Here is a 24,313-nt window from a genome sequence, read left to right on the forward strand (position 1 = left end):
AACACGCCTCATCGCTGCAATCCTTTGGTGATATTGTCTTTCTTTGCCGGGTGGAGACGGGGTCCGACCACGCGAGACCTCCGGCGGGAAAGCAGAAGCACGGGGCACCAAAAAAGCGAGACGCAAGAAGACCGGCCGGACCGCGCGCGCCGGCCAGAACGATGAGCGATTCCATTCTGATGAACGTTTCAAGAACCTCGGTGCGACTGAGGCGAGCCTGGGCGTCGATGCGTCCGCGCTTCGTGCGCGCCTTCGCGCCCGCGCTGCGCAACCTGCAATATGTGAAGCGCCGCATGCGCCCGCTCGCCGTCGTGGCTAGCGTGGGCTTTCCGCTTTACTACTACGTCTGGAAAGACCTCTTTCCTCAGCCGTATGAAAATCTCACGCTGCGCCTGATCGGCTCGCTTCTGTTCGTGCCGATTCTGGCGTTCGAACGCTGGCCTGCCGCGCTGAAAAAGCTGCTGCCGTGGTACTGGTACTTCTGCACGCTCTACGCATTGCCGTTCTTTTTCACGTTCATGCTGCTCAAGAACAACGGCAACGAAGTGTGGGTGGAAAGCGCGCTGATCGCGGCGTTCGTGATGGTGCTGCTGCTCGACTGGCTCATGCTCGTGCTGCAGTTCCTCGTGGGCATCAGCCTGGCGGTGATCGCGTACTGCCTCACCACGTACCCCATCGTGCTCGGGCCGAACTACCTCACCCATCTGGCGATCTTTTCATTCGCGGTGGCGATCGGCGCCGTGGCCAATTACGATCAGGACCGCATTCAGATCGAACAGGAGCGCGCCATGCTGGCCACGGCAGGCAGCGTGGCGCACGAACTGCGCACCCCGCTCGTGGCGATCCGCGTGGGCGCCGCAGGCCTCATGCGCTATTTACCCGCGCTGCTCGACACCTATCAGCTCGCCCAGCGCAGCCGCTTGCCCGTGCCCAAAATACGCGTGGCGCATCTGCATTCGCTGCAAGGCGTGGTTGGCCGCATTGAACAGGAAGCCCTGCATTCGAACGCGATCATCGACATGCTGCTCGCCACGGCGCGCTTCACGGGCGGCAACATGCAAAACGCAACAACGTGCTCGATCGTGCATTGCGTGGAAACCGCGCTTGCGCGTTTTCCGTTTCGCGAAGGCGACCGGCGTCGGGTAATCTGCAATCTGCGCCCCGATTTCGAATTCCACGGATCTGAAATGCTTACCGTTCACGTGCTCTTCAATCTGCTCAAAAATGCCTTTCGGCACATGGGCAGCATCGAAGGCGCGCAGATTTCTATTCGTCTTGAATCAGGGCAACGGGCCAATCGTTTGATTTTCAGCGATACGGGCACCGGTATTTCCCCTGAGGTATTGCCGCACATCTTCACGCGCTTTTATACTTCGACAACCGCCACCGATGACGTGACGCTCGGAGCAGGAATCGGGCTGGCATTCTGCCGCGATGTCATGCAAGCGATGGGTGGAGCAATTACCTGCTCTTCCGTAAAAGGCGAATATACCGAGTTCGTTTTGACATTCCCTGCGCCATGACGAAAGCCATTCAGCCGTTCTCCTACCCGACCACCGTCGCCTTCGTCGACGACAGCGCCGCGTTCCTTTCGAACCTGAGCCTGCAACTCGACCCCGACCTGGCCTTCCGCCTGTTCAGCTCGCCCAGCGAGGCGCTGAAGTTTCTCAATGGCCGTGCCGGACCGAACCGGGCCGCTGAGCCCATCTTTAGCCCGTATCTGGACCGCACCGAAGAAAACGATGCGCACCAGGTCATCGCCATGCGCGTCGACGCGATACGTAGTCTCGTACATAACGCGTCGCGCTTCGAGTCGGTATCGGTCGTGGTCGTCGACTACGACATGCCCGAACTCAACGGCATGGAGTTTTGCCGCCGGATTACCGACCCGTCGATCAGGAAAATCGTGCTGACCGGCAAGGCCGACGAGCACGTGGCGGTGAAAAGCTTCAACGAAGGGCTGATCGACCGCTTCATCCGCAAGCATGAAGTCGATGCCGTGGAAACGCTGAACCAGGCGATCGACGATATGCAGCGCGCGTATTTCGACCGCTGTTGCAGCACGGTGCTCGACGCACTCGCCGTTTCCGAATATGCCTTCCTCAAGGATCATGCGCTCGCCGCGCACGTGAAAGGCATTGCCGATTCATTGGGCATCGTCGAGCACTATCTCTCGTACCAACCGCACGGACTCCTGATGTTCGACGGGGTCGGCACGGCATACCTGCTCGTCATTCACACCGACGAATCGCTGCGCGGCGTGCGCGAAATCGCGGTCGAACAAGGTGCGCCCGCAAGCTTTCTCGCGGAACTCGACAGCCGCCGCAGCCTGCCCTATTTCTGGCGCACGGAAGGCTATTACCCGGCGCAGTGTGCGGAATGGCAGCCGTATATGCACCCCGCATCGGAATTTCATGGCGACCGTCGCTATCTCTACGCCGTGGTGAAGAAGCCGGCGGGGCTCGCGCTCGACAACGTGCTGCCCTACGACCGGCATCTCGACCAGCTCGACCGCGAGATCCAGGCGGCGTGGGACTCACCCTGATTTACGGCACCGAATTGCGGTAAGTTTTCCGCAGGCCGTCAATCGGGTGCACCCCCACGCTATCGCCGCCTCGCTGCACGCATGCTCAGGCCGCCACGGCCACCATCGGCATATTCACCACAGCCTGCGGCACACGCACGCGCGCACGGCCCGCGTTGCGCTCGTTGCGGCGCGTAGACGGCCAGTTCCACATCTGCACCTCATCGCGAATCTCCGCGCACACCTCCACGAGCCGCTCCAGTTCATCCTCGCACAGCGCCGCGTTGAGTGAGAGCCGCACGAGCGAGCGGTTCTGCGCCGTGGCGGGCGCGCAGAACACCGAGCCAAAAATGCCGCGCGCTTCGAGCGCGTCGCGCAGCACGATCGTCTGCGGCTCCGGCCCGGCTTCGAGCGCGATGATCTGCGTTTCGCTGCCGTTCAGGTTGTAGCCGAGTTCGGCAAGCCGCCCGCGTACGTAACGCGCGTTGGCCGCAACGCGCGTGCGCCGCCAGTCTTCGCGCTCGATCACGTCGAGTGTCGCCGCGAGTCCCGCCGTTTCATGCGGCAGCAGCGTCGAGCTGAAAATCGCCGGCAGCGCCTCGCACTTGAAATACTCCTGGAAGCGCCGCGAACAACTAATGATGCCCGCGCGCCCGGCAAACGCCTTGGCGAGACTGGCCGTGCGGAAATGCACGCGGTCGATGAGCCCGAGTTCGGCCACCATGCCCGCGCCGTGCGGGCCGTGCGTGCCGAGCGAATGCGACTCGTCGACGACCAGCACGCAGTCGTGCTCGGCGCACACCTCGGCAATCGCCGTGAGCGGCGCCACGCTGCCGTTCGTGCTGTACACGGAGTCGACGATCACGATCCCGGCCCCGTAGCGCTGAATGCGCTGCTCGAGGTGTTCGACATCGTTGTGGAAGAAACTGATCGCGCGCGCACCGGCGCTGCGTATGCCCTCCCACAGCGACATGTGCGCCATCATGTCGACGTACACCGGCGTTTGCGCATTGGCGATCGACTGAATCAGCCCCGTGTTCGCAGCAAAACCCGACTGGCACAACACACTCGCTTCGGCGCCCATGTATGACGCGAAGCGGTCTTCGAGCGTGAGTTGCGGGCAGTCGTCGCCGTGCAGGAACACGCCCGACATCAAGAGCCCGTTGCCCTCCGAGCGGATGCTCATGCACATTGCATCGAGAATCTCGGGGTGACGCGCAATCGAAAGGTAGTCGTTACTCGAAAGGTGCAAGGCATCAGCATCGGCAACACGACCCTTCATGATGTGGCCCCCGGCCCAGCTTTCCTGCACGCGCTCGGTGTAGTAACGATCGACACGTGCTGCGAGGAATGCGGGCAATGCCGCGTCGTTGTTATGTGCGTTACGCCAGTTGCTGCCAACTTTCATCTCAGGCTCCTTGTGGTTAAAGCCTGCCCCCGGAAGCGACTTGTCTGGTCAGAATGGATACCGGGAGGCAGGCCCGTAATGTGCCCGCAGCGCAACGACACGCGCGATGAGGCCTGACGTGCGCGTTGCGGCAACGGACTTTTGAATGTGGGTGATGCAATGACTGGCGAGCGCGTGAGTCGCGGCGCGCGGCGGGGAACCAGGGAGTGTCCAGGCCGGCGGCGCCAGAGCGCGCTTGAATGCGGAGCGAATTCGAAAACCAATGCGGGCGCGGGGCGCCAGGAGCAGGCGTTTCATATCCGCAGGAATCCCGCATCGCGTGATCGCCACTGGTTACAAGGGAAGAAACGCCCGCCCGAAAATTTTTGAGGCGCGCCACGCAGGCCACTTGGACCCTGCACGTCATGCAGCGAAAGCGCCTTTACGCTGCACGCAACGTCAGTCGCGCCATTGATAATTATCGTTTAAAAACAGCGCTGTTTAGATCTTCGCGGCGCACAACTATGCGTAGTGCATGGAGTTTCGATAAGGAATACCCGTCGCGCCGCGAAAGGATTCGGTCATTGATTCACCACGCATAAACTACCGAGGGAGACCGACAGACTCTTCAGATGGCCACGACGCGGTCGCGCCCGCGTGACTTGGCGACATAGAGCGCGGCGTCGGCGCGCGCCATCAAGGTGGCGAGCGAGTCTTGCACCTGGGCTTCATCCACGCCCGCACTGAACGTGAGGCCATCGTGCGCCTCCTGCCCGGACTCACGGGCGTGAGCGTCGGCGCTGCGCCGCACGGCGAGGGCCAGCACGCGCAATTCGTCGAGACGCCTCACGGCGTCGTCGCGGGTCATGCCGACAAAGAGCAACGCGAATTCTTCGCCGCCCAGGCGGCCAAACACGTCCTCTACGCGCACGCCACTCTTCACGACGCGGCAAAACTGCGCGAGCACGCGGTCGCCCGTGGCGTGTCCGTAGCGGTCGTTGATCGACTTGAAGTGATCGATATCGAGAATCGCGAACGTGACCTGCTCGCCCTGCTCGCGCGCGGCTTCGAGCGTCGCGTTCGCCTGGGCCAGAAAGGCGCGGCGCGTGAGCGCGCCGGTCAGCTCGTCCTGATTCGCGAGGCGCTCGAGCCGCTCGGCCATGCGGTCGTGCGCGAGCAGAACCAGGCCGATCGAAAGCGCGGGTAACACGAGAATGCCGAGTGCGAGCCACGCCACGTTGAGCGGCGTGGAGTCGAGCAGCCCGTACTGCCTCACGATGCCGCTGCCGTACATCGCCCCGCGCAGCGCGTGTGCGAATGCGCCCAGCCAGGCCGCCAGCGTCACGAACCGGTAGCTGTAGACAGGGCGCGCGGGCGGCCGGCAACGCCATGCGAGCCAACCGATCGACACGTAAATGGCCGCATGAAACGCAGAGGCGACGGCCACGCGCGCGCCGAGACTGGGCGTCACCCAGTACCACCACGCAATACCCGTTGCGAGCGCAACGATTCCCGCGTAGGCGAGCGGCACGCGCGGCTTGAGCCCGAAGAACTCGCGGCAGCCCTCGAGCATGCGCACCACAGCTAGCGCCAGCAACGTATTCGAAACGAAGACGGTGAGGACAGGCAAGCCAAGGCGTTGCATGCCCGCGAGCAGGATCGCGACGCTTGCCATCAAATAGGCGCCGATCCACCGCCCCACACCGGGAATACCCGCAGGCCGCAGCGAGCCGAGAATGGCGAGGCTCATGATGCTCGAAAGCACCGTGACAAGAAGAATATTGACCGGATCTAGCATGTACGGCGTGGTCTGAAGATATGTCCGAGTTTACGGCATCATTGTGAAAAACATGCGCCTTGGGCCTCGCTATCCCCCATCGTCCCGACGCTTGACGAACGCCCCGAAACACCGCGACCATGCCTGAAGCGCCACGACGTAACAGGAGGCATGTCATGACCCAGCGTGCGTTGTACGTCGAGCTGCATGCGCAGCCCGGCAAGGAAGAGGAACTGGCGGCATTTCTCGCGGGTGCGAAGCCGCTGGTCGACGCAGAACCCGCCACGCCGGCTTGGTTCGGCGTGCGCTTCGACACGTCGACGTTTGCGATCTTCGACGCCTTCGACGACGAAGCTGGCCGTGAAGCGCATCTGAACGGCAAGGTGGCGGCGGCCTTGATGGCGCATGCGGGCGAACTGCTGGCCACACCGCCGCAAATTCGCCGCGCCGACGTGCTTGCCGACAAGCTTCCGGCTTGAATGGCCGCCGGGAACTGCGCGTAGACAACGAGCAAAAGGCAGGTAAAAGGGTGCCAGGAATGGCACCTGCGGGAAACATCGGATCTTCGAAGGAGGAGCCGATGAAGCCTGCTTCCGCTTGCGAGGCAACACGAGCCGACACCCTTGGCGAGGCGCGCTCGAAGGCCAAGGCCCTGACCGGGCGCGTGCTGCACGCCCTCGAATGCGTCACCTGGCCTGCGCACCCCGCCACGCTGATCGAAAGCGCCGAGAGCCGCGGCGCACCGCGCGACGTGATCGAAGCCCTTCGCCAGTTGCCCGACGAGGCGTTCGGCAACTTTCCCGAGGTCGCGGCCTCCATCGTCGCCGCACAATTGCGCTTGCGTGAATCCGCCGCCCGACACGCCCAACAGGGAGCGGCGCCGCGGCGATGACGATCGAAGCCGAAAAGAATCCCGCGCGGGAACGGAAATTGCGCGGTATGGGACGGCCGCTGGATAGTTTGGGCCCGCCGCGGCGCGATCGCAAAGAAGATCACGAAGAACAACGGCACAGCCACCGTAACCGGCTGGGCCGCTCACGCAAGAAACGTATGGCTACCGTATTGCTGGTCGACGACGACATCAACGCGCTCGATGCGCTCAAGGAACTGGTCGGGCAGGAAGGTTACCGGGTGCGCACCGCCGCAGACGGCTCGGATGCGCTGCAAAGCGCGCTCGACGACCCTCCCGATGTCGTGATCTCCGACTGCATGATGCCGCGCATGGACGGTCTGTCCCTCATGCGCGAAATGAGGCGCAGCAGCAAGCTCGCGCGCGTGCCGCTCGTGCTCGTCTCCGCGCTCGTCACCCTGCCCCCCGACGCCGACGTCGCGGGCTTCCTGCGCAAGCCCTTCGCGGTCGCGCAATTGCTGGACATCCTCCACCGGGTCGCCACGCCCTGATACGCGCGGGCCTCGTGCGCCGCATGAACGATTTACACCGTCGTTGTCGCGGCTTACGTGGCGCAGCGGCGCGCAAATCGCCCACTCGCGCGGCCTTGCTTCATTCGGTTTCCTGATCGATAACCTGCGCTGGCGCACCACGGCATGACCGATGCTGTGGAAACCGGCGTGGCCGGTCCATTTCGGGCGCGCGCGGGAAACACCCGGCGTGCGCGTTTCATCATGAACAAGGAGAACATCATGGCCTATTCGAAAAACCCAGCGCAAACCCCAATCGCTTCAACGCCGCGCAGCGGCGAAGGCGCGCGCATTGTCGGCCGCGACCGCGCGACAACGCGTGGCCCCGGCCCCGACGTGATGGCGGCGAGCACGCTGGACAGCGACCGCGTGCTGAGCTCGGACGGCGACGAAGTCGGCAAGGTCAAGGAGATCATGCTCGACGTGGAAAGCGGCCGCATTGCCTACATGGTGATGTCGAGCGGCGGCTTTCTCGGCATTGGCGACAAGCTGCTTGCGGTGCCGTGGAACGCTCTCACGCTCGACGCGTCGCGCAAGTGCTTCGTGATCGCCCTCAACTCCGAGCGCGTGAAGAACGCACCGGGCTTCGACAAGGGCGAGTGGCCTTCGATGGCCGATCGCACCTGGGCCAGCTCCGTGCATCAGTACTACGGCCGCGAGCCGTACTGGAGCGACGACGCCGCGAGCCGTACTGGAGCGACGACGCCGCGAGCCTGCCGCTCGCCGAGCCAGGGCGTGAGCCGCCGCAAGCGGGGGGTGTGAAGCTCTGACGCACACACGCCCGTTCATCGAGCGCCCGCGGCGGCGCCAACGTGTCATGCTAATGGTCGCGAGTACAACGACAACAACGCGAACACAACATGACTTCGATGGACCGCCGTGATTTCCTTCGCGCCGCCGCCGCGGGCGCCACGCTCAGCCTCGCTTCGCCCGCCATCCAGCGGGCGCTGGCCATTCCTGCAAACAATGCGACCGGAACGATTGAAGACGTGCAGCATATCGTCGTCTTCATGCAGGAAAACCGGGCCTTCGATCACTACTTCGGCACGCTGCCCGGTGTGCGCGGCTTCTCGGACCGCTTCACGATTCCGCTACCCGGCGGCGCCAATGTCTGGCAGCAGAGCGATGGCTCACGCACGCTGCTGCCGTTCTACCTGGACAGCCGCAAAGGCAACGCGTTGCTCGCGGGCGGCGCACACAACTGGGCCGACGCCCACGAGGCCTGGGACCATGGCCGCATGACGCACTGGCCCAAGTTCAAGGGCGACGCTTCAATGGGTTACTTTCAGGCCGCCGACCTGCCGTTTCATTTCGCGCTCGCCAACGCCTTCACGATCTGCGACGCCTACTATTGCTCGCTGCACGGCGGCACCAACTCGAACCGGCTCTTTCTGTTCACCGGCACCAATGGCCCCACGGCCTCGCCATACGCGGTGGTCGACAACAACGGCTGGGACAACATCGCCGCGCCGGCCACGGGCCTGAAATGGACCACGTATCCCGAACGCTTGCAGGCCGCAGGTGTCACATGGAAGGTGTATGAGAATCAGCCCGATAACTACACGGACAATCCGCTCGTCGGGTTCGCGAGCTATCGCAAGGCGCTCGAGGCAATCGACGGTTCACCCAACGTGCCGTGGACCGAGGCGCTCGACGCGCGCGAACCTTTGTACAAGGGTGTCGGCAATACGATGCCCGATGGCGGCTTCCTGCAGGCGCTCAATGACGATATCGCGGCGAACCGGTTGCCTCAGGTGAGCTGGATCGTCGCGCCGCAGGACTATAGCGAGCACCCAGCCGTATCGACGCCGGGCCAGGGCGCCTACTACCTCCAGAAGCTGCTCGAGGCGCTCACGCGCAACCCGGACATCTGGAGCAAGACCGTGCTCTTCGTGAACTTCGACGAGAACGATTGCTTCTTCGATCACATGCCGCCGCCTTGCCCGCCCTCTCCTGTCAAGGATGGCGAGTACGCGGGCAAATCCACCACCAGCGCGCGCCACGAATACTTCACCATGCCGAATCCTCCCGGCGACGGCAAGCCGGTCAAGCCAGACGGCCTGCCGTTCGGGCCTGGGCCGCGCGTGCCGATGATCGTCGTCTCGCCGTGGAGCACGGGCGGCTATGTGAACTCCGAAGTTTTCGATCACACGTCGGTGCTGCGCTTCATCGAAGCGCGCTTCGGCGTGCGTGAGACGAACATCAGCCCGTGGCGGCGTGCCGTATTCGGCGACCTCACCTCGGCATTCAATTTCAGCACACCGAACGAAAAGCCGGTGCAGACGTTTTCCGCGCCGACCAAAGCCGCCGCCGACGCGTTGAACAAGCAACAGAACGCCCTCAAACCCGTGCCGGTGCCGCAGCCCGACCTGCAGACCATGCCGCAGCAGGCGCGCAAGGCGCGGCCCTCGCGCGCACTGCCGTACCGCCTCAACGTGGATGCGAGCGTCGACGGACGTCATCACAAGATTCAGCTGGAGTTCGGCAACGAAGGAAAGGCCGGCGCCGTATTTCACGTGTACAACCAGCTTCACCTCGACAAGCCGCCGCGCCGCTACACCGTCGAGGCAGGTAAGACATTGCGCGACACCTGGACACCCACTGCCTCCGACAACGGCGCATACCGCCTGTGGGTGCTTGGGCCGAACGGCTTTCATCGCGCATTCGAGGGCAACGTGCGCGCGGCGGCGCACGGGCCGAATCCTGAAGTGCGCGTGCGCCATGACGCCGCGAACAACACGCTCGAGCTTGGCATCGCGAATCGCGCAAGCACGGCTTCGAACGTGACCATAGCGGCCAATGCCTACCGCAGCGACGGACCGTGGACTTACGCGTTACGCTCCGGCGACCAGGTGCAGCCGAACTGGGCGCTCGCGGATTCGGGCGGCTGGTACGACTTCACGCTAAGCGCGGAGAACGGTGTATTGCGGCGCTTTGCGGGCCGTCTGGAAACCGGCAAGGACAGCGTGAGCGATCCGGCTATGGGTGAATGAGGTGAATGTGAGTGAGTCGACTGAGGCGCCCGAGAATACCTCGAACGCCGCTGCGCAGTACACTGCCCGTTCCCTTCACGATGGCCGCGACCGGCGTTGCGCCCCGCACGTTCGACGCGCGTTCAGAAGCGTGGCCTGCCTCCCCCCTCAAGGAGCCCGCATGAAAATCGATCTGACTGGAAAACTCGCGCTCGTCACCGGCTCGGCTGCCGGCATCGGTCTTGCCGCAGCAAAAGGTCTCGCGCTCTCGGGCGCCGACGTGATCGTCAGCAGCCGTCGCACCGAAAGCGTGCGCGAAGCCGAAGCGGCGCTGCGCACCGCGGCGCCCGGTGCGCGGGTGCAAGGCTTCGTCGGCGATCTTTCCAACGCAGAGGGATGCGAAGCACTCGTGAAGGCGCATCCGCAGGTGGACATTCTCGTGAACAATCTCGGCGTGTTTCAGCAGCAGGACTTCTTCGAGATTCCCGATGCCGAATGGCTGCGTTTCTTCGAAACGAATGTGATGTCGGGCGTACGCCTCTCGCGCGCCTATGCGAACGCGATGGTCAAGCGTGGCTGGGGGCGCATTGTGTTCATTTCATCGGAATCGGGGTTGAACATTCCCGCCGACATGATCCATTACGGCATGACGAAAACCGCGCAACTCGCGCTCGCGCGCGGCCTCGCCAAGCGCCTGGCGGGAACGGGCGTCACGGTCAATTCGGTGCTGCCGGGCCCGACGCTTTCAGAAGGCGTGTCGCATATGCTCAAGGACGAAGTGGCCGCTTCGGGCAAAACCGTCGAGGAAGTCGCCGCGCAGTTCGTGCAGACGCATCGTGCCTCTTCCATCATCCGCCGCGCGGCGAGCGTGGAGGAAGTGGCGAACATGATCGTCTACGCGTGTTCGAAGGAAGCATCGGCCACGACGGGCGCGGCGTTGCGCGTGGATGGCGGCGTGGTAGATACCATCGCGTGACTCGCCCGGCCGCGAGGGCACGGATTTGATTCGTTATACGAATCACAACACGCAACAGAGCATTGAACACAAAAAAGTGCAGCCCGCGCGGGCGGGCTGCACTTTGACTGCAACAAGCGTAACAAACGTGGCTCGCCAATTAGCCCCTTCTCACGACGCCAAGCAGCAACGTGACGAGGAAAACCACGAGGAAGATGAAGAACAGGATCTTGGCGATCGATGCCGCACCCGCCGCGATGCCGCCGAAACCGAACACGGCCGCGATGATCGCGATGATAAAGAAAATGACAGCGTATTGAAGCATGACGTCCTCCTGCACCCGGTGCGATCCGGCTCAAGGGTGGTCGCCGCGCCCCGGCGCCGCGTGCGGTCGCCCGATGCCCGGCATCTGGTTGAGCGGGACGGATCTACGCGCCCATCCCTGCAGGACCACTGGAGCAAACGCGGTGCCTGAGGCCAGGCAAGCGCTGCGGACAATCGTGTGATGGAAAGATGTTGGCAAACGCGCGCGTGCCGCGACGCGTTACGCCACTTGCGGATGCCAGCCGGCGCGCTGGAATGTCGTGGCGAAGAAGAGCACCTGATAGCGGATCGAGTTCGACCAGTAGGACCACGTATGGCCGCCCGGGCGTTCCGCGTAATCGTGAGGCACGCCCAGTTCGACGAGCTTTTCGTGCAGCGTACGGTTCGACTGCACGAAGAAGTCGCTCACGCCGCAGTCGATGGTGAGCGCGATATGCGCATGCTCGAAGTCCTGCGCACTATCCACGATCGCATTGCTGTTCCAGAACGACGCGTGCCGCGCGGGATCGCCGAATACGTGAGCGATGCCGGGTTCGTCGTCGCAATTGCGCGGATCGACGGCGCCGCTAATGCTGCCGGCCGCGCCGAACGTCTCCTGCCGGTCCAGCGCAATGCGCAGCGCGCCGAAACCACCCATGCTCAAACCCGTGATCGCGCGCCCCTCGCGCGTGGCGATCGTGCGGAAATGCATGTCGATATACGACACGACCTCGTTGCCGACATAGGTCTCATAACGACTGCTCCGATCGAACGGGCTGTCGATGTACCAGCTTTCGTGGCCGCCGTCCGGCATCACCAGCACCACGTGGTAGCGGTCGGCGAGCTTGCCGATTTGGGTGTTCGAGGTCCAGTCGGCATAACTGCCGCCCGAGCCGTGCAGCACGTAGATGACCGGAAAACGCGCGGCGTGGTTGCCGCGCGCGTAGTCGTCGGGCAGGACGACGGTCGCGTCGAACGAGCGCTGCATCGCGGCGCTCGGGATCGAGACGATACGCGTCTGGTATGCCCAGACGGGAGCACTGAGAAGCAGCGCCAGAACGAACCAGCATGCGCGGACAATAGCCATGAGAAGTCGCTCTTGTGTTGACTGCCACGAAAGACAACTGCTTTCAGGGACTCTAACAAGGGCCACTTACAACCAAATTTCAACGTGCCATACGATTTATTGCGAATTGTTCACAAACGTGGGGGAGCCCACATGATGGGAGACGCTCAATCGCCATTGCGCCGCCTGCGTCGCAGCCGCCCCTGCGGCTCGCCCTCATGCAGCAAACCCTTTTGGCGCGCCGTGAGCGGATCGGTCAAACACGGCTCCGCGTCGAGGTCCTGCTCGAAACGCTCCCACATGCCTGCAGGCGTATTCGCCGTGCCCACGCGCTTGCCGATCGTCAGCCGGATCTGGTTCGCCCGGCTGATGGTGGAGCGCAACCGGTGGATTTCCCAAAGCAACCGCAATACGACGGGCAAGGGATGCCGGTCGTAGATTTCAGCCAGCTCCGCTGCCGTGAGCGGAGGGAAGTGACGATGATCCCGTCCCATTTTCCGCCCCAAAACACTGTATATTTATACAGCCTATCACATGTCAGAATGATTCTGAAGGACGGGACGGAGAGACGACCATGTGCACGAACTACGCCGCCGCACGCCGCGACTACCTCTTCAGGCACTACGGCGTCCTGCCGCCGGACGACCCTTGGCGCGACGAAATCTACAAGGACTATGCCGCGCCGGTGATCCGCCGGGCGAGCGAGGTGCCGGATGAGCCCGACGCGCGCGAAGCCCTGCTCGCGACCTTCGGCATGGTGCCGCGCAAGCACATTCCACCCGGCGTGAAAGTGTTCGACACGATGAATGCGCGCGCCGAATCGGTGGGTGAGAAGCGCAGTTTCAGCGGCGCGTGGAAAAAGCTGCAACTGTGTTTAATTCCGTGCGAGGCGTTTTTCGAGCCGAGCTACGAAACCGGCAAGGTGGTGCGCTGGCGGATTGGTCTTGCCGATGGCGCGCCGTTCGCCATTGCCGGCTTATGGCGCGAGTGGGACGAAGGCGAGGTCGGCCGCGCGTACTCGTTCACGATGCTCACGGTCAATGCAAACGAGCATCCGCTCATGAAACGCTTTCACAAGCCCGGGGACGAGAAACGTTCGGTGGTGATCGTGCCGCCTTCCGAGTATGAAAACTGGCTTGCTAGCCGCTCGATGGACGAAGCGAGATCGTTTCTCAATCTTTACCCGGCTGACGGGATGGCGGCCGAGCCTCAGCCCATGCCGCCGCGCGCCACGGCGAAGCCCGAAACGAACGACAAATCGAACGACAAATAAAAAACGACCCGGGCAAGCCGGGTCGTTCAGCACTCCGCGTCAACCCGCAGGCAACGCCAATCAGAAGTTGAAGTTATCGATATTCGAAGCGTCGAACGTCGTGGGCGGCCCGAGAATCACTTCTCCGCTCTTGCCGATCGTGCGCTTGCCGAGCTTGCCCGCATCGAAGGACTCACCTTCCTTGCCCGTGATCGTGCCCGAAGCCAGATTGGCCGCGGCATACGCAGCGAGATAACCGAGTGCACCCGGGTCCCAAAGCTGGAACGCCTTCACGGTGCCGTTCTTCACGAACGCGCGCATCTGGTTAGGCGTACCGAGGCCCGTCACCACCACCTTGCCCTTGCTCGGCGACGAGGAAATGTAACGCGCCGCCGCCGCGATGCCGACCGATGTGGGCGCAACGATCGCCTTCAGGTTCGGATACGCCTGCAGCAAGCCTTGCGTTTCGACGAAGGACTTCTGGTCGTCGTCGTTGCCGTAGGCGATTTTCACGAGCTTCATCTTCGAATACTCGGGCTTCTTCAGCTCTTCCTGCATCCACTTGATCCAGGTGTTCTGGTTCGTCGCGTTGGGCGTGGCCGAGAGAATCGCGAACTCGCCCTCGCCGCCCATCAGCTTCGAAACGAGCTGGATCTGGCCGCGGCCAATGCCTTCCGCATTCGCCTGGTTCACGAAGATCTGCCGTCCTTCGGGCGCCGTGTCCGAATCGAACGTGACGACCTTGATGCCCTGATCCATCGCGCGCTTCAAATACGGCACGAGCGCGTTCGCGTCATTGGCCGCGATGACGATCGCGTCCTGGTGCTGCGTGGTGAGCGTGTTGATGTACGAGACCTGCGAAGACGCGCCCGCGTCCGAAGGCCCCACCGCCTTGCCTTCGCCCTTGAACTCCTTGATGGCGTCCAGGCCGCCGTTATCGGCGATCACCTCATAGGGGTTGTTGATCTGCTTGGGCACGAACGCGATCTTCAGCCCCTCCTTGATGCCGGCCGCATGCGCCGCGACACCGCCTCCCACTAGCATCGCGCACAGCAAGGCCGTGCACACGTGACGTACTGGCTTTCTCATGAATCGTCTCCTCGATGGGTACCGGACGCGTCCGGTTGATTGACTGCCTCTTGACTTCATTGCCCTCTTTCACACCATGCTCAAGCCGCCCGTGCGAGCGCGCGTTTGTCGCGCAGCGTGCGCCAGCGCGCCGCGAGATTCGGGATCAGCACCGACGCCAGCAGCAGCGCTCCGGTCACGATCGTGAGCGTCTCGCTCGAGACATCGACGAGCGTGAGCGCATTCTTCAGTACACCTACGATCAGAAGCGAGAGCAGCACGCCATACATCGACCCGCGCCCGCCAAAGATGCTCACGCCGCCGAACAGCACCGCCGCGATCACCGAAAGCTCGAAGCCCTCGCCGTTGTCGCCGCGCGCGCTCGTGAAGCGCAGCGTATAGACAATGCCCGCGAGCGCGCTCATCACGCCCGACATCACGAACAGGCGCAGCTTGATCTTCGGCACGTCGATGCCCGAGAACGATGCGGCCGTACTGTTCGCGCCGATCGCGTAGAGGCTGCGGCCGAAAGCGGTCGCCTGCAACAGGATCGTGAACACGATGGCGCATGCCGCGACGATCAGGAACGGCAGCGGAATGAAGGTGCTGCCCAGGTTGCTCATGCCAAAGAGCGTATAGCCCGGCGGAAAGTCGGCAATCGCCTGGTCGCCGAGCAGCACGTAAGCCAGCCCGCGAAAGAGCGCGAGCGTGCCGATCGTCACTGCGAGCGAAGGCAGATTGAGCTTCACGATCACGAGCCCGTTGAAGAGGCCCGCGAGGCCGCCCGCCACGAGCACGAGCGCCATGGCGAGGGGCATCGGCAAGCCCATGTGCCAAAGCACGCCCAGCAACGCGCTCGATGCGCCGAGCACCGAGGCCACGGAAAGGTCGATTTCGGCGGCGACGATGATGAGCGTCATCGGCAACGCCATGAGCGCGACTTCGGTGAGATCGGCGAGCACGTTGCTGATGTTCGCTCCCGTGAGGAACACAGGCGAGAGCACACGTCCCACCACCAGCGAGGCAATGAGAATGACGACGAGCAGCGCTTCCCAGCTAAGCGGCAGGCCGGGCTTGCGCGTGAGCAGCGCGGCGTCGGGTTTCGGGGCGTTCTTAGCCATGGTCGCGTTTCCTCATCATGCGTTTTGCCACGGAGCGGGCGAGCAGCGTATCGGCGGCAATGGCGGCCACGATCAGCGCGCCCTGAATCGCCTGTTCCCAGAATGGCGAGACATGCAGCACCACGAGCGCAATGCTGATCACGCCCAGCACGAGCGCGCCGAGCGTCGCGCCGAGTATCGTGCCCACGCCGCCCGTGATCGCCACGCTGCCGACCACGGCGGCCGCGACCACCTGCAGTTCGATGCCCTTCGCGGTGCTTGCGTCCACGGTGCCGAAGCGGGAGAGCCACAGCGCGCCAGCCAGGCCCGCTATCGCGCCGCTGATCAGAAAGCCCGTCGCGACACGGCGCTCGACGTTGATGCCCGCAAGCCGCGCCGCTTCCGGGTTCGAGCCAATCGCGTAGTACTCGCGTCCCGGCCGGAACTGCTTGAGATACACGGAAAGCCCGGCAAGCAGCACGAGTGCGATGAGCGCCAGCACCGGAATGCCGAGCACCGAGCCTGTGGCGAGCCGCGAAAACGCATCGGGCAGGCTCGTGGCGTTGATCTGCCCGCCGTGCACCCACGCATAATCGGCACCGCGAAAAATGTAGAGCGTGGAGAGCGTCGCGACGAGCGACGGCACACGCCCCACGGCCACGAGCAACGCATTGATTGCGCCCGCAACGAGTCCGATGGCAAGCCCCGCGACGAGCGCGACGAGCACGGGCATATGCGGGAACGCCACGTAAAGACTGCCCACGCCATAGGCGCTGATGCCGACCGTCGACCCGATCGACAGATCGATATGGCGCATCAGGATCACGATCGTCATGCCCGCCGTGAGCAAGCTCACGATGGAGACGTTCAGCAGCACGTCGCGCAGATTCTGCAGGTTAAGGAATTGCGGCCGCGCGAGCGCCGTGCCGCCCACGATGAGCAGCAGGACGACGAAGAGCGTGGTCTCGCGGCTGCGCGCCAGCGCTTCAGCCCACGCGCCCGCGTTGCGCCGCTGCGCGCGCGGCTCGCCGCCGTGCAAGGGATGAGGAGAAGTGGAATGGCGCATCATGCGGCGTGCCCCAGATGAATGTTGGTCTCGCCGAGCGCGGCGCTCATGATGCGCTCTTCGTTGGCGTCGGCTCGCGCAATATCGGCCGTAATGCGGCCTTCGTGCATGACGAGCACGCGGTCCGCCATGCCGAGCACTTCGGGCAGTTCGCTCGAAATCATCAGCACGGCCATGCCCTCCTTCACGAGTTCCGCGAGCGCGCCGTAGACTTCCGCCTTCGCGCCCACGTCAATGCCGCGTGTCGGTTCGTCGATGATGAGCACCTTCGGCCCCGTGGCGAGCCACTTGCCGAGCACCACCTTCTGCTGATTGCCGCCCGAAAGCGTGCCCACGGGCGCGTTCAGATCGCTCGCCTTCAGGCGCAGGCGCGTGCCCCACTGCCCGGCAAGCTGCACTTCGCGCCCCGTGGAGATAAGGCCGAAGCGCACGAGCCGCCCGAGCACCGTGAGCGACGCATTGCGCGCAATGCTCAGTTCGAGCGCAAGACCTTGCTGACGCCGGTCCTCCGGCACGAGGGCAAGGCCCGCCTTCACGGCAGCGGCGGGCATGCCGGACGCGAGCGGCTTGCCCGCGATCTGGACTTGCCCCGCATCACACGGATCGATGCCGAATATGGCGCGCGCCACTTCGCTGCGCCCCGCGCCCACGAGCCCCGCAAGCGCGACGATCTCGCCCGCGCGCACGTCGAACGATATGTCCTTGAATACACCGCGGCGCGTGAGCCCGCGCACCCGCAGCATCACGTCGCCTGGCTGCACGTCGGCCTTCGGATAGAACGTGGCGAGGTCGCGCCCGACCATCTTCGCGACGATGTCCTGAGTCTTGAGCGTGGCCGTGGGTGCGTCGAACACCTTGGCGCCGTCACGCATGATCGTCACGTGCTGCGTGAGCGCGAACACTTCTTCGAGCCGGTGCGTGATGAAGAGAATCGCCACGCCCCGGTCGCGCAACGTGCGGGCTATCGTAAAGAGCCGCTCGACTTCGGGCAGCGAAAGCGCGGCAGTCGGCTCGTCCATGATGAGCACGTTCGCGTTGAGCGACAGCGCCTTCGCAATCTCGATCACCTGCTGGTCCGCAATCGAAAGGCCGCGCACGAGCCGCTCTGCCTTCAGTTCGACACCGAGCGATTCGAGCAGCGCCGCCACTTCGCGATGCATCGTGTCGTAGTCGATGCGGCCCACGCGATCCACGGGCTGACGGCCCATGTAGATGTTCTCCGCAATCGAAAGATCGAAGAACAGCGTGGGCTCCTGATAGATCACCGCGATGCCGGCGTCGCGGGCCTGGGCAGGCGTTGCAAACGCGCACGCCACGCCGTCGATGCGCATTTCGCCACCATCGGGCTGGTGCACGCCCGCGAGAATCTTCACGAGCGTCGACTTGCCCGCGCCGTTCTCGCCGAGCAGCGCGTGCACCTCGCCGGACATGAGCCTCAAGCTGCCGTCGATGAGCGCGCGCACGCGCCCGAACGACTTGCTCGCGTTACGCAACTCGAGCCGCGGAGTGCCGCCGGCCGTGACTTTTTCTGCTTCCACACCTGTCTCCATGTCGTTGCGCGCACACTCAAATGCGGTAGATACGTTCAGCGTTGCCGCGAAATAGCGCCGCGTGCTCGCTCTCGCTCGCGCCGCTCACGATCGACGCGTACGCGTGCCAAAGCTTCGAATAGCCGCCGAACAGGCGGTCCACCGGAAAGTTCGAGGCGAACATCGCGCGGTCCACACCGAACGCATCGATCGTTTCCAGCACATAAGCGCGCAGGCTCTCGACGCTCCATTCATGGTCGAACATTGCCAGCCCGCTGATTTTCACGGCTACGTTCGGGCACGCCGCGAGCAAGCGCAGGCCTTCTCGCCACGCACGGTAGCCCGCCACACTGTTGCGGTCGACGAACATGCCCGCGTGGTTGATCACGATCTGAATGCCAGGATGCGCTTGCGCGAGTGCGGCCGCCTCCTCCATCTGCGAGGGATAAATCTGCAGGTCGAACGAAAGCCCATGCTTCTCCAGCAGCGCGAAGTTCTCACGCCATGTCGCCTCGCGCATGTAGTGCCGGCCCACGTAGTCGTAGAGCTTGTTTTCGTGGACGTTGAGAATCTGGCGAATGCCGCGCGTGCGAGCGAAGGCGGCGTGCGCTTCGAGTACGGCGGCCGCGTTCGGCGCACTCAGGTCGCATGCGGCCACGATGGCGTCAGGCAATGCGCGTGCTTCACCCGAGTTCGCTGCGTTGTCCGCAATCGACTCCAGCCAGCGCGTTTCCTCCACCGGATCTTCAGGATCGTGATTCGCCTCGACGTGCACGACCTTGAGCACGTCGATGTCGCCCGCCTCGCGCAGCAGGTCGTCAGGCAGATAGTTGTGCTTGAGCTCGCGCGCATCGCCCACGAACGACGTGCCCGGATTCGCGAGCCACGGGTAATGATGCGTATCGAGGTTCCAGAAGTGGACGTGCGGATCGACGACCTGCATGGCATGCTCCTCGCGTGTGCTCAAGGCAAATGGAAAACCTGCACGAGTGGCTGTTGCAGCGGCACGTTGTGCGCGTCCGTCTGCATGATGTCCGCCATGTAATCCCACCATTTGCGCATGACGGGCAACTGGGGCAGCGCGTCCATGCTGTGATCGTCGCGGCGTTCGAGCACGGCGAAGAGATGGTGCGTCGCCTCGTCGAGAAATATGCGGTAATTTTTCACGCCCGCATCGCGCAGCGCGCTCGCGAGTTCGGGCCAGATTTCGCGGTGACGCCGCTCGTATTCGTCCCGCTTGCCGGGATCGAGCTGCATGCGAAACGCAATTGTCTCCATGATCGTGTCTCCGTCCAGCCTTGTTTCGGCGTGCGCTTCATTGCGCCTCGCGCGCGTTGCCTCGGTGTTTGCCCTGGCTTCGCAGCGCGCAACCGCACGCGTTTTTACGTAGTTAGCCGCGTTGTGATCCGACTATAATTCCCGCATCGATAGCCAACCAATCCGATGTTGGGATCGGGCGATGCACAAACCGGATCGCTCCATGAATCATCAAACTGCCGTCGTCGCACTCGTCAACCGGCTCAGATTCAAACACCTCGCCTTGCTCGTCGCACTCGACGACGCGCGCAACGTTCATCAAGCCGCCGACGCCATCAACGTCGCCCAGCCCAGCGCAAGCCGCATGCTGAGCGACATCGAAGAAGCGTTCGGCTTCCGGCTCTTCGAGCGCAACGCGCGCGGCATGCAGCCCACCGCGCTTGGCGTCGTCACGCTCGCCTACGCGCGCCGCGCGCTCGCCGAACTCACGCGCTTTGCCGAAGATCTCGACGTGAAGCGCCGCGGCGGCCACGGCCAGCTGACCGTGGGCGCGATCATGGGCGCCGCGCCGGACCTGCTTGCGCAAGCCGTCGCCACGCTCAAGACCGAACGGCCGCTGCTGCACGTGCGCATCCTCGGCGAAACGAGCGACCAGGTCGTGCAGCTGCTGCATCGCCGCGAAGTCGATCTCGCGCTCGGGCGCCTCACCACGCCGCTGCAGCACAACGATTTCAGCTTCGAGCCCATCGCGCGCGAAACGCTCGTGCTCGTGGTGCGCGCGCGCCATCCGCTTGCACGGCGCGAACACGTCACGCTTGCGGAGCTGATGGACTGGCCATGGGTGGCGCAGCCCATTGCGAGCCCCGCGCGCGAGTTGTTCGAAGGCGAACTTGCGCGCGCCGGTCTTGGCACGCCCGCCAATCTCACGGAGTCCGCCTCGATCTTCGCCACGCTGCAACTGCTCGAAAGCTTCGACGCCGTGGCCATGCTGCCCGAGCCGGTCGTGCGCGACCATGTGCGCGGCAAGCTGCTCGTCGTGCTGCCGCTCGAAATCGGCAAGAGCCTGCCGGGCTACGGCGTGCTCACGCGCAAGAACGAGCCGCTTGCGGAGCCCGCCGAACATTTCGTCGGCTTGCTGCGGCGCTTTTCGCAGCCCTTCAAGATGGACGATATCGCTCACGGTGGTTCGCACGCAGCCGCGCTCGCTCCTCATTGATGCGTTTTCACTGCAGGTTCACGAAGAGCCCGCCGTCGACGAGCAACGCCGCGCCCGTCACGTAGCGCGCGCGGTCCGAGGCGAGAAACACCACGCATTCGGCCACGTCCTCCGGCGCGCCCAAGCGCCCGAGCGGAATGCGCTTTTCGAAGTACTCGCGTTTGCTTTCGTCGCTCAAGTCTTCGGCGTTCAGGTCGGTGGCGATCGTGCCCGGCATCACCGAATTGCAGCGTATGCCATAGGGTCCCAGCGCAATCGCGCAAGACTGCATGAGCGAATGCACGCCGGCCTTTGTCGGCGTGTAGTGCGTTTGCATGCCGCCGCCCACGAGCGCGCTGATCGAACTCGTCGCCACGATCGCGCCGCCCGTGCCCTGCTCCTTCATTTGACGCGCAACGGCCTGGGTCACGTAGAACGCGCCGTTCAGGTTCACGCCTATCGTGCGTTCGAGCACGGCGGGCGGCATGTCGAGAAACGAGTGGAACGGGCAGATACCCGCATTGCTTGCGAGCACATCGACCTTGCCGAAGCGCTCCACCGTCTGGCGCACGAGGTCCACGCCCGTTTGCGGCGCGGCCACGTTGCCTTCCAGCGCAATTGCGCGGCGCCCTAGCCGCTCGATCTCGCCCACCACCTCGTCGATCGCCGAGCGGCGGCCGTACGAGGCGTCGTTGTCGCCCCAGTAGTTGATCGCGACATCGGCGCCCTCACGGGCGCTGGCAATCGCAATGGCGCGGCCGATGCCGCGCGACCCGCCGGTGACGATCACCACCTTGTCCTTGAGCAGCACGTGTTTCTCCTCGTAGCTTTCGATGAGCCTCGATCAGCGCGCTTTCGCTGCGCTTAATGTGTATAAGGACGCGACAGTTTGCAGTCCGGATTTAGCCGCACGCCGAAGCCAGGCGCATCCGGCACCTTGAGGCGGCCCTTCACCGGCACCGGTTCGTCGAGCAGCAGCGGCGTGAACATCGGCACCACCTTGTCGGCCTTCGGCGCCATCATGAGGAATTCCGCGAACGGCGAGTTGTGGCGCGTCACGACGAAGTGATAGCTGTACACCGACGAGCCGTGCGGCACCACCAGCACGTTGTGCGCGTCGGCGAGCGCCGAGATCTTGATGAGTTCGGTCATGCCGCCGCACCAGTTCACGTCGGGCTGGATCAGGTCGCAGCAGCCCATTTCCAGCAACATGCGAAAGCCCCAGCGCGTGGCCTCGTGTTCGCCCGTGGAGACCATCATGCCGCGTGGCACGTTGCGGCGCAGTTCGGCATAGCCCCAGTAGTCGTCGGGCGGCAGGCATTCCTCGATCCACTTGAGGTTGTACTCCTGCGCGGCTTGCGCGAGCCGCGTGGCATAGCGCACGTCGAGGCTCATCCAGCAGTCGTACATGAGCCAGAAGTCGTCGCCCACGCGCTCGCGCATCGTAGCGAGCAGTTCGAGGTTCTTCCTGAGGCCCTCCTCGCCTTCGGCCGGACCGTGCAGCAAAGGCAGCTTGCCGCCGATGAAGCCCATTTCCTTCGCGAGGTCGGGCCGCGCACCGGTCGCGTAGAACATCAGCTCGTCGCGCACCGGGCCGCCGAGCAGTTGATACACAGGCTCCTTGCGGATCTGCCCGAGCAGGTCCCACAACGCGAGATCGACGCCCGAAATGGTGTTGAGCACAACGCCCTTGCGGCCGTAGTAGAGCGTGGCGTAGTACATCTGATCCCACATCTTCTCGATGTCGGTAACGACCTGCCCTTCGAGAAAGCGCGCGAGATGCTTCTCGACGATGAACGCACCGATCTCGCCGCCCGTGGTCACGGCAAAACCCACGGTGCCGTCGCTCGCCTCCACTTCCACGACGAGCGTGCCGAGCACGTCGATGCCGAACGAGCGGCGGCTCTGGCGATACTCGGGATAGCGCGCCATGGGCGTGGAAATGTGGTCGTCGATCCAGTGGCCGTCGGGTTGATCGTGATAGTCGGCGCCGCCGCCGCGCACGGTGAAGGCTCGCACGTGTTTGATGGTTGGCATGGCCATGTGACGTAGCTCCTGTGTAGTGGATTAACGCGCGCGCCGCACGGGCGGCTCGAACGAACGAGCCGCCGGGGTAACGGCGCGCGGCGCGACGATAAGGATGAGCAGCGCGGCGGCAATGCTCGCAAGGCCGAGCAGTTCGAGGCCCGCCGCGTGTGAAGCGAAGTTCCGGTCGGCGGCGGCGCGCAGCATCGGCGCGACGAAACCGCCCAGACCGCCGAGCGAGTTGATGAGCGCAATACCGCTGGCCGAGGCCGCGCCCGCAAGGTCGCGCGCCGGGAAGGTCCAGAAGAGCGGCTGCGCCGCAATGAAGCCGCTTGCAGCGAAACACAGGCCGACCATCGCGACGATCGCGCCCGCCGTGCCGCCAAGACCGCCCGCCAGGCCCGAGACCACAATGCCGGCACCCGACATCACGAGCAGGCGCGCAGCCCACGCACGATGACCGCCCAGGCGGTCCGCGCGGCGCGGCACGATCCACGTGAGCGCCACGGCGCACAGCCAGGGCACCGCCGCGAGCAGGCCCACCCTCAATCCCACGGATGCGCCCACGATCGAGGCCACCTGTTGCGGCAAAAAGAAGATCATGCCGTACACGCTCATCTGGATCAGCGCGTAGATGCCGGCATAGGCGAGCACGCGGCGGTCGAACAACGCAGCGAGCGCATCGCGCGGACCATGCGCGGCGGCCTCGCGCGCATCGAGCTGGATCGCGCTGCATAGCGCGCGGCGTTCGTCGGCGTTCAGCCAGCGCGCGTCCTCGGGCTTGTCGACGAGATACCAGAAAGCCCACACGCCCACGACCGAGGCAAGGCCGCCCTCTACGAGAAAGAGCCATTTCCAGCCCGCGAGCCCGAAGGTGCCGTGCATGTCGATCAGAAGTCCTGACAACGGCCCGCCGAAGATGAACGCAAGCGGCGCGCCGAAATAAAACACGCCGATCGCGCGCGCACGCGAGGACTGCGGGAACCACTGCGTGAGGTAATAGATGATCCCGGGGAAGAACCCCGCTTCGGCCACGCCCAGCAGGAATCGCAGCACGTAGAACGAGGTAGGCGACTGCACCCACGCCATGGCCGCGGAAATCAGGCCCCACGTGACCATGATGCGGCACATCCAGATGCGCGCGCCCACGCGGTGCAGCGCGAGATTGCTCGGCACTTCGAACAGCGCGTAGCCGACGAAGAACACGCCGGCGCCGAAGGCAAATGCCGCATCCGACAGGCCCGTATCGTGCTGCAGCGCCTTTTGCGCGAAGCCGATATTCGCGCGGTCGAGAAACGCGAGCACGTACATCAAGAGCAGGAACGGCAAGAGGCGGCGCATGGCCTTGCGGCCAGCGGCTTCTGCCAGGGTGGGTGCCAAGCCAGGTGCCTCGATCGACATCAATGTCTCCTGTCGGC

At 64.1% G+C, this 24,313-nt stretch carries 24 protein-coding genes; 10 read left to right on the forward strand and 14 right to left on the reverse strand.

The window, feature by feature from the left end; all coding sequences use genetic code 11:
- Positions 1-161: 161 nt before the first annotated feature.
- Together U5A58_RS17545 and U5A58_RS17550 are read left to right on the forward strand one after the other, a co-directional pair.
- Entirely contained in the window at positions 162-1,523 is a 1,362-nt protein-coding gene (locus U5A58_RS17545; protein ID WP_321962395.1) for a HAMP domain-containing sensor histidine kinase, read from the forward strand.
- Positions 1,520-2,545 (forward strand): response regulator, encoded by a 1,026-nt coding sequence (locus U5A58_RS17550; RefSeq protein ID WP_321962396.1) that lies wholly within the window; start codon positions 1,520-1,522, stop codon positions 2,543-2,545. Before U5A58_RS17545 ends, U5A58_RS17550 begins: the two co-directional genes overlap by 4 nt.
- 85 nt (positions 2,546-2,630) lie before the next feature.
- On the opposite strand, the gene cqsA is transcribed toward U5A58_RS17550, so the two are convergent.
- Both cqsA and U5A58_RS17560 read right to left on the reverse strand, forming a co-directional pair.
- Complete coding sequence (cqsA, locus tag U5A58_RS17555; RefSeq protein WP_321962397.1) at positions 2,631-3,932, reverse strand: alpha-hydroxyketone-type quorum-sensing autoinducer synthase; 1,302 nt, start codon at positions 3,930-3,932, stop codon at positions 2,631-2,633.
- 607 nt (positions 3,933-4,539) lie between these two features.
- The gene (locus U5A58_RS17560; protein WP_321962398.1) at positions 4,540-5,709 is read right to left on the reverse strand and encodes a GGDEF domain-containing protein; all 1,170 of its coding nucleotides are present in this window, start codon (positions 5,707-5,709) and stop codon (positions 4,540-4,542) included.
- A 155-nt stretch (positions 5,710-5,864) separates the two neighbouring features.
- Here U5A58_RS17560 and U5A58_RS17565 point away from each other — a divergent pair, with 155 nt between their 5' ends.
- The 6 genes from U5A58_RS17565 to U5A58_RS17590 all read left to right on the forward strand — a co-directional run bounded on the left by U5A58_RS17565 (position 5,865) and on the right by U5A58_RS17590 (position 11,055).
- Positions 5,865-6,167: an antibiotic biosynthesis monooxygenase gene (locus U5A58_RS17565; RefSeq protein WP_321909440.1), complete on the forward strand. Its 303-nt coding sequence runs from the start codon at positions 5,865-5,867 to the stop codon at positions 6,165-6,167.
- Between the two features lie 101 nt (positions 6,168-6,268).
- Complete coding sequence (locus tag U5A58_RS17570; RefSeq protein ID WP_321962399.1) at positions 6,269-6,580, forward strand: DUF2795 domain-containing protein; 312 nt, start codon at positions 6,269-6,271, stop codon at positions 6,578-6,580.
- Positions 6,577-7,089 carry a response regulator gene (locus U5A58_RS17575; RefSeq protein WP_321962400.1) on the forward strand — a complete coding sequence of 171 codons (513 nt, stop codon included), beginning with the start codon at positions 6,577-6,579 and terminating at the stop codon, positions 7,087-7,089. The genes U5A58_RS17570 and U5A58_RS17575 overlap by 4 nt, the downstream gene beginning before the upstream one ends.
- 240 nt (positions 7,090-7,329) lie before the next feature.
- A complete protein-coding gene (locus U5A58_RS17580) occupies positions 7,330-7,869 on the forward strand; it encodes a PRC-barrel domain-containing protein (RefSeq protein ID WP_321962401.1) in 540 nt (179 codons plus the stop codon).
- Between the two features lie 98 nt (positions 7,870-7,967).
- Complete coding sequence (locus tag U5A58_RS17585; RefSeq protein WP_321962402.1) at positions 7,968-10,100, forward strand: phosphocholine-specific phospholipase C; 2,133 nt, start codon at positions 7,968-7,970, stop codon at positions 10,098-10,100.
- Between the two features lie 160 nt (positions 10,101-10,260).
- The gene (locus U5A58_RS17590; RefSeq protein ID WP_321962403.1) at positions 10,261-11,055 is read left to right on the forward strand and encodes an SDR family oxidoreductase; all 795 of its coding nucleotides are present in this window, start codon (positions 10,261-10,263) and stop codon (positions 11,053-11,055) included.
- A 139-nt stretch (positions 11,056-11,194) separates the two neighbouring features.
- On the opposite strand, the gene U5A58_RS17595 is transcribed toward U5A58_RS17590, so the two are convergent.
- From U5A58_RS17595 to U5A58_RS17605, 3 genes are all read right to left on the reverse strand, one after another.
- Positions 11,195-11,359 carry a DUF1328 family protein gene (locus tag U5A58_RS17595; RefSeq protein ID WP_027820439.1) on the reverse strand — a complete coding sequence of 55 codons (165 nt, stop codon included), beginning with the start codon at positions 11,357-11,359 and terminating at the stop codon, positions 11,195-11,197.
- Between the two features lie 219 nt (positions 11,360-11,578).
- Positions 11,579-12,424, reverse strand: a complete 846-nt coding sequence (locus U5A58_RS17600; RefSeq protein WP_321962404.1) for an alpha/beta hydrolase family protein — start codon at positions 12,422-12,424, stop codon at positions 11,579-11,581.
- A 146-nt stretch (positions 12,425-12,570) separates the two neighbouring features.
- Complete coding sequence (locus U5A58_RS17605) at positions 12,571-12,897, reverse strand: hypothetical protein (protein ID WP_321909451.1); 327 nt, start codon at positions 12,895-12,897, stop codon at positions 12,571-12,573.
- An 80-nt stretch (positions 12,898-12,977) separates the two neighbouring features.
- Between U5A58_RS17605 and U5A58_RS17610 the strand changes: the two genes are divergently transcribed.
- Complete coding sequence (locus tag U5A58_RS17610) at positions 12,978-13,676, forward strand: SOS response-associated peptidase (protein ID WP_321962405.1); 699 nt, start codon at positions 12,978-12,980, stop codon at positions 13,674-13,676.
- Between the two features lie 60 nt (positions 13,677-13,736).
- Here the strand turns inward: U5A58_RS17610 and rhaS are convergent, their stop codons facing one another.
- The 6 genes from rhaS to rhaM form a co-directional block, all read right to left on the reverse strand.
- Complete coding sequence (rhaS, locus tag U5A58_RS17615; RefSeq protein ID WP_321909454.1) at positions 13,737-14,744, reverse strand: rhamnose ABC transporter substrate-binding protein; 1,008 nt, start codon at positions 14,742-14,744, stop codon at positions 13,737-13,739.
- Positions 14,745-14,824: 80 nt separating this feature from the next.
- Positions 14,825-15,844, reverse strand: a complete 1,020-nt coding sequence (locus U5A58_RS17620) for an ABC transporter permease (RefSeq protein WP_321909455.1) — start codon at positions 15,842-15,844, stop codon at positions 14,825-14,827.
- Positions 15,837-16,892, reverse strand: coding sequence for an ABC transporter permease (locus tag U5A58_RS17625; protein ID WP_321933639.1), 1,056 nt, complete (start codon positions 16,890-16,892; stop codon positions 15,837-15,839). The genes U5A58_RS17620 and U5A58_RS17625 overlap by 8 nt, the downstream gene beginning before the upstream one ends.
- Entirely contained in the window at positions 16,889-18,427 is a 1,539-nt protein-coding gene (locus U5A58_RS17630) for a sugar ABC transporter ATP-binding protein (RefSeq protein WP_321962406.1), read from the reverse strand. The genes U5A58_RS17625 and U5A58_RS17630 overlap by 4 nt, the downstream gene beginning before the upstream one ends.
- 28 nt (positions 18,428-18,455) lie before the next feature.
- On the reverse strand, positions 18,456-19,361 hold the full coding sequence (locus tag U5A58_RS17635) for an amidohydrolase family protein (protein WP_321962407.1): 906 nt from the start codon (positions 19,359-19,361) through the stop codon (positions 18,456-18,458).
- A gap of 20 nt (positions 19,362-19,381) precedes the next feature.
- A complete protein-coding gene (gene rhaM, locus U5A58_RS17640; protein ID WP_321962408.1) occupies positions 19,382-19,696 on the reverse strand; it encodes an L-rhamnose mutarotase in 315 nt (104 codons plus the stop codon).
- Positions 19,697-19,898: 202 nt separating this feature from the next.
- Between rhaM and U5A58_RS17645 the strand changes: the two genes are divergently transcribed.
- The gene (locus tag U5A58_RS17645) at positions 19,899-20,891 is read left to right on the forward strand and encodes a LysR family transcriptional regulator (protein ID WP_321909461.1); all 993 of its coding nucleotides are present in this window, start codon (positions 19,899-19,901) and stop codon (positions 20,889-20,891) included.
- Between the two features lie 7 nt (positions 20,892-20,898).
- Here U5A58_RS17645 and U5A58_RS17650 read toward each other — a convergent pair whose 3' ends face one another.
- From U5A58_RS17650 to U5A58_RS17660, 3 genes are read right to left on the reverse strand one after another with little or no spacing between them, the layout of a single operon-like run.
- The gene (locus U5A58_RS17650; protein WP_158760364.1) at positions 20,899-21,681 is read right to left on the reverse strand and encodes an SDR family NAD(P)-dependent oxidoreductase; all 783 of its coding nucleotides are present in this window, start codon (positions 21,679-21,681) and stop codon (positions 20,899-20,901) included.
- 53 nt (positions 21,682-21,734) lie between these two features.
- Complete coding sequence (gene rhmD / locus U5A58_RS17655; protein WP_321962409.1) at positions 21,735-22,913, reverse strand: L-rhamnonate dehydratase; 1,179 nt, start codon at positions 22,911-22,913, stop codon at positions 21,735-21,737.
- Positions 22,914-22,937: 24 nt separating this feature from the next.
- Positions 22,938-24,296, reverse strand: coding sequence for an MFS transporter (locus tag U5A58_RS17660; protein ID WP_321962410.1), 1,359 nt, complete (start codon positions 24,294-24,296; stop codon positions 22,938-22,940).
- Positions 24,297-24,313 lie beyond the last annotated feature (17 nt).

The sequence above is a fragment of the Paraburkholderia sp. J7 genome (assembly GCF_905220155.1).
Taxonomy (GTDB): domain Bacteria; phylum Pseudomonadota; class Gammaproteobacteria; order Burkholderiales; family Burkholderiaceae; genus Paraburkholderia.

What these genes read in the sequence shown, in the direction of transcription:
- U5A58_RS17545 (WP_321962395.1), top strand. Translation starts at nt 162, where the DNA reads ATGAGCGATTCCATTCTGATGAACGTTTCAAGAACCTCGGTGCGACTG.
- U5A58_RS17550 (WP_321962396.1), top strand. Translation starts at nt 1,520, where the DNA reads ATGACGAAAGCCATTCAGCCGTTCTCCTACCCGACCACCGTCGCCTTC.
- cqsA (WP_321962397.1), bottom strand. Translation starts at nt 3,932, where the DNA reads ATGAAAGTTGGCAGCAACTGGCGTAACGCACATAACAACGACGCGGCA.
- U5A58_RS17560 (WP_321962398.1), bottom strand. Translation starts at nt 5,709, where the DNA reads ATGCTAGATCCGGTCAATATTCTTCTTGTCACGGTGCTTTCGAGCATC.
- U5A58_RS17565 (WP_321909440.1), top strand. Translation starts at nt 5,865, where the DNA reads ATGACCCAGCGTGCGTTGTACGTCGAGCTGCATGCGCAGCCCGGCAAG.
- U5A58_RS17570 (WP_321962399.1), top strand. Translation starts at nt 6,269, where the DNA reads ATGAAGCCTGCTTCCGCTTGCGAGGCAACACGAGCCGACACCCTTGGC.
- U5A58_RS17575 (WP_321962400.1), top strand. Translation starts at nt 6,577, where the DNA reads ATGACGATCGAAGCCGAAAAGAATCCCGCGCGGGAACGGAAATTGCGC.
- U5A58_RS17580 (WP_321962401.1), top strand. Translation starts at nt 7,330, where the DNA reads ATGGCCTATTCGAAAAACCCAGCGCAAACCCCAATCGCTTCAACGCCG.
- U5A58_RS17585 (WP_321962402.1), top strand. Translation starts at nt 7,968, where the DNA reads ATGACTTCGATGGACCGCCGTGATTTCCTTCGCGCCGCCGCCGCGGGC.
- U5A58_RS17590 (WP_321962403.1), top strand. Translation starts at nt 10,261, where the DNA reads ATGAAAATCGATCTGACTGGAAAACTCGCGCTCGTCACCGGCTCGGCT.
- U5A58_RS17595 (WP_027820439.1), bottom strand. Translation starts at nt 11,359, where the DNA reads ATGCTTCAATACGCTGTCATTTTCTTTATCATCGCGATCATCGCGGCC.
- U5A58_RS17600 (WP_321962404.1), bottom strand. Translation starts at nt 12,424, where the DNA reads ATGGCTATTGTCCGCGCATGCTGGTTCGTTCTGGCGCTGCTTCTCAGT.
- U5A58_RS17605 (WP_321909451.1), bottom strand. Translation starts at nt 12,897, where the DNA reads ATGGGACGGGATCATCGTCACTTCCCTCCGCTCACGGCAGCGGAGCTG.
- U5A58_RS17610 (WP_321962405.1), top strand. Translation starts at nt 12,978, where the DNA reads ATGTGCACGAACTACGCCGCCGCACGCCGCGACTACCTCTTCAGGCAC.
- rhaS (WP_321909454.1), bottom strand. Translation starts at nt 14,744, where the DNA reads ATGAGAAAGCCAGTACGTCACGTGTGCACGGCCTTGCTGTGCGCGATG.
- U5A58_RS17620 (WP_321909455.1), bottom strand. Translation starts at nt 15,844, where the DNA reads ATGGCTAAGAACGCCCCGAAACCCGACGCCGCGCTGCTCACGCGCAAG.
- U5A58_RS17625 (WP_321933639.1), bottom strand. Translation starts at nt 16,892, where the DNA reads ATGATGCGCCATTCCACTTCTCCTCATCCCTTGCACGGCGGCGAGCCG.
- U5A58_RS17635 (WP_321962407.1), bottom strand. Translation starts at nt 19,361, where the DNA reads ATGCAGGTCGTCGATCCGCACGTCCACTTCTGGAACCTCGATACGCAT.
- rhaM (WP_321962408.1), bottom strand. Translation starts at nt 19,696, where the DNA reads ATGGAGACAATTGCGTTTCGCATGCAGCTCGATCCCGGCAAGCGGGAC.
- U5A58_RS17645 (WP_321909461.1), top strand. Translation starts at nt 19,899, where the DNA reads ATGAATCATCAAACTGCCGTCGTCGCACTCGTCAACCGGCTCAGATTC.
- rhmD (WP_321962409.1), bottom strand. Translation starts at nt 22,913, where the DNA reads ATGGCCATGCCAACCATCAAACACGTGCGAGCCTTCACCGTGCGCGGC.
- U5A58_RS17660 (WP_321962410.1), bottom strand. Translation starts at nt 24,296, where the DNA reads ATGTCGATCGAGGCACCTGGCTTGGCACCCACCCTGGCAGAAGCCGCT.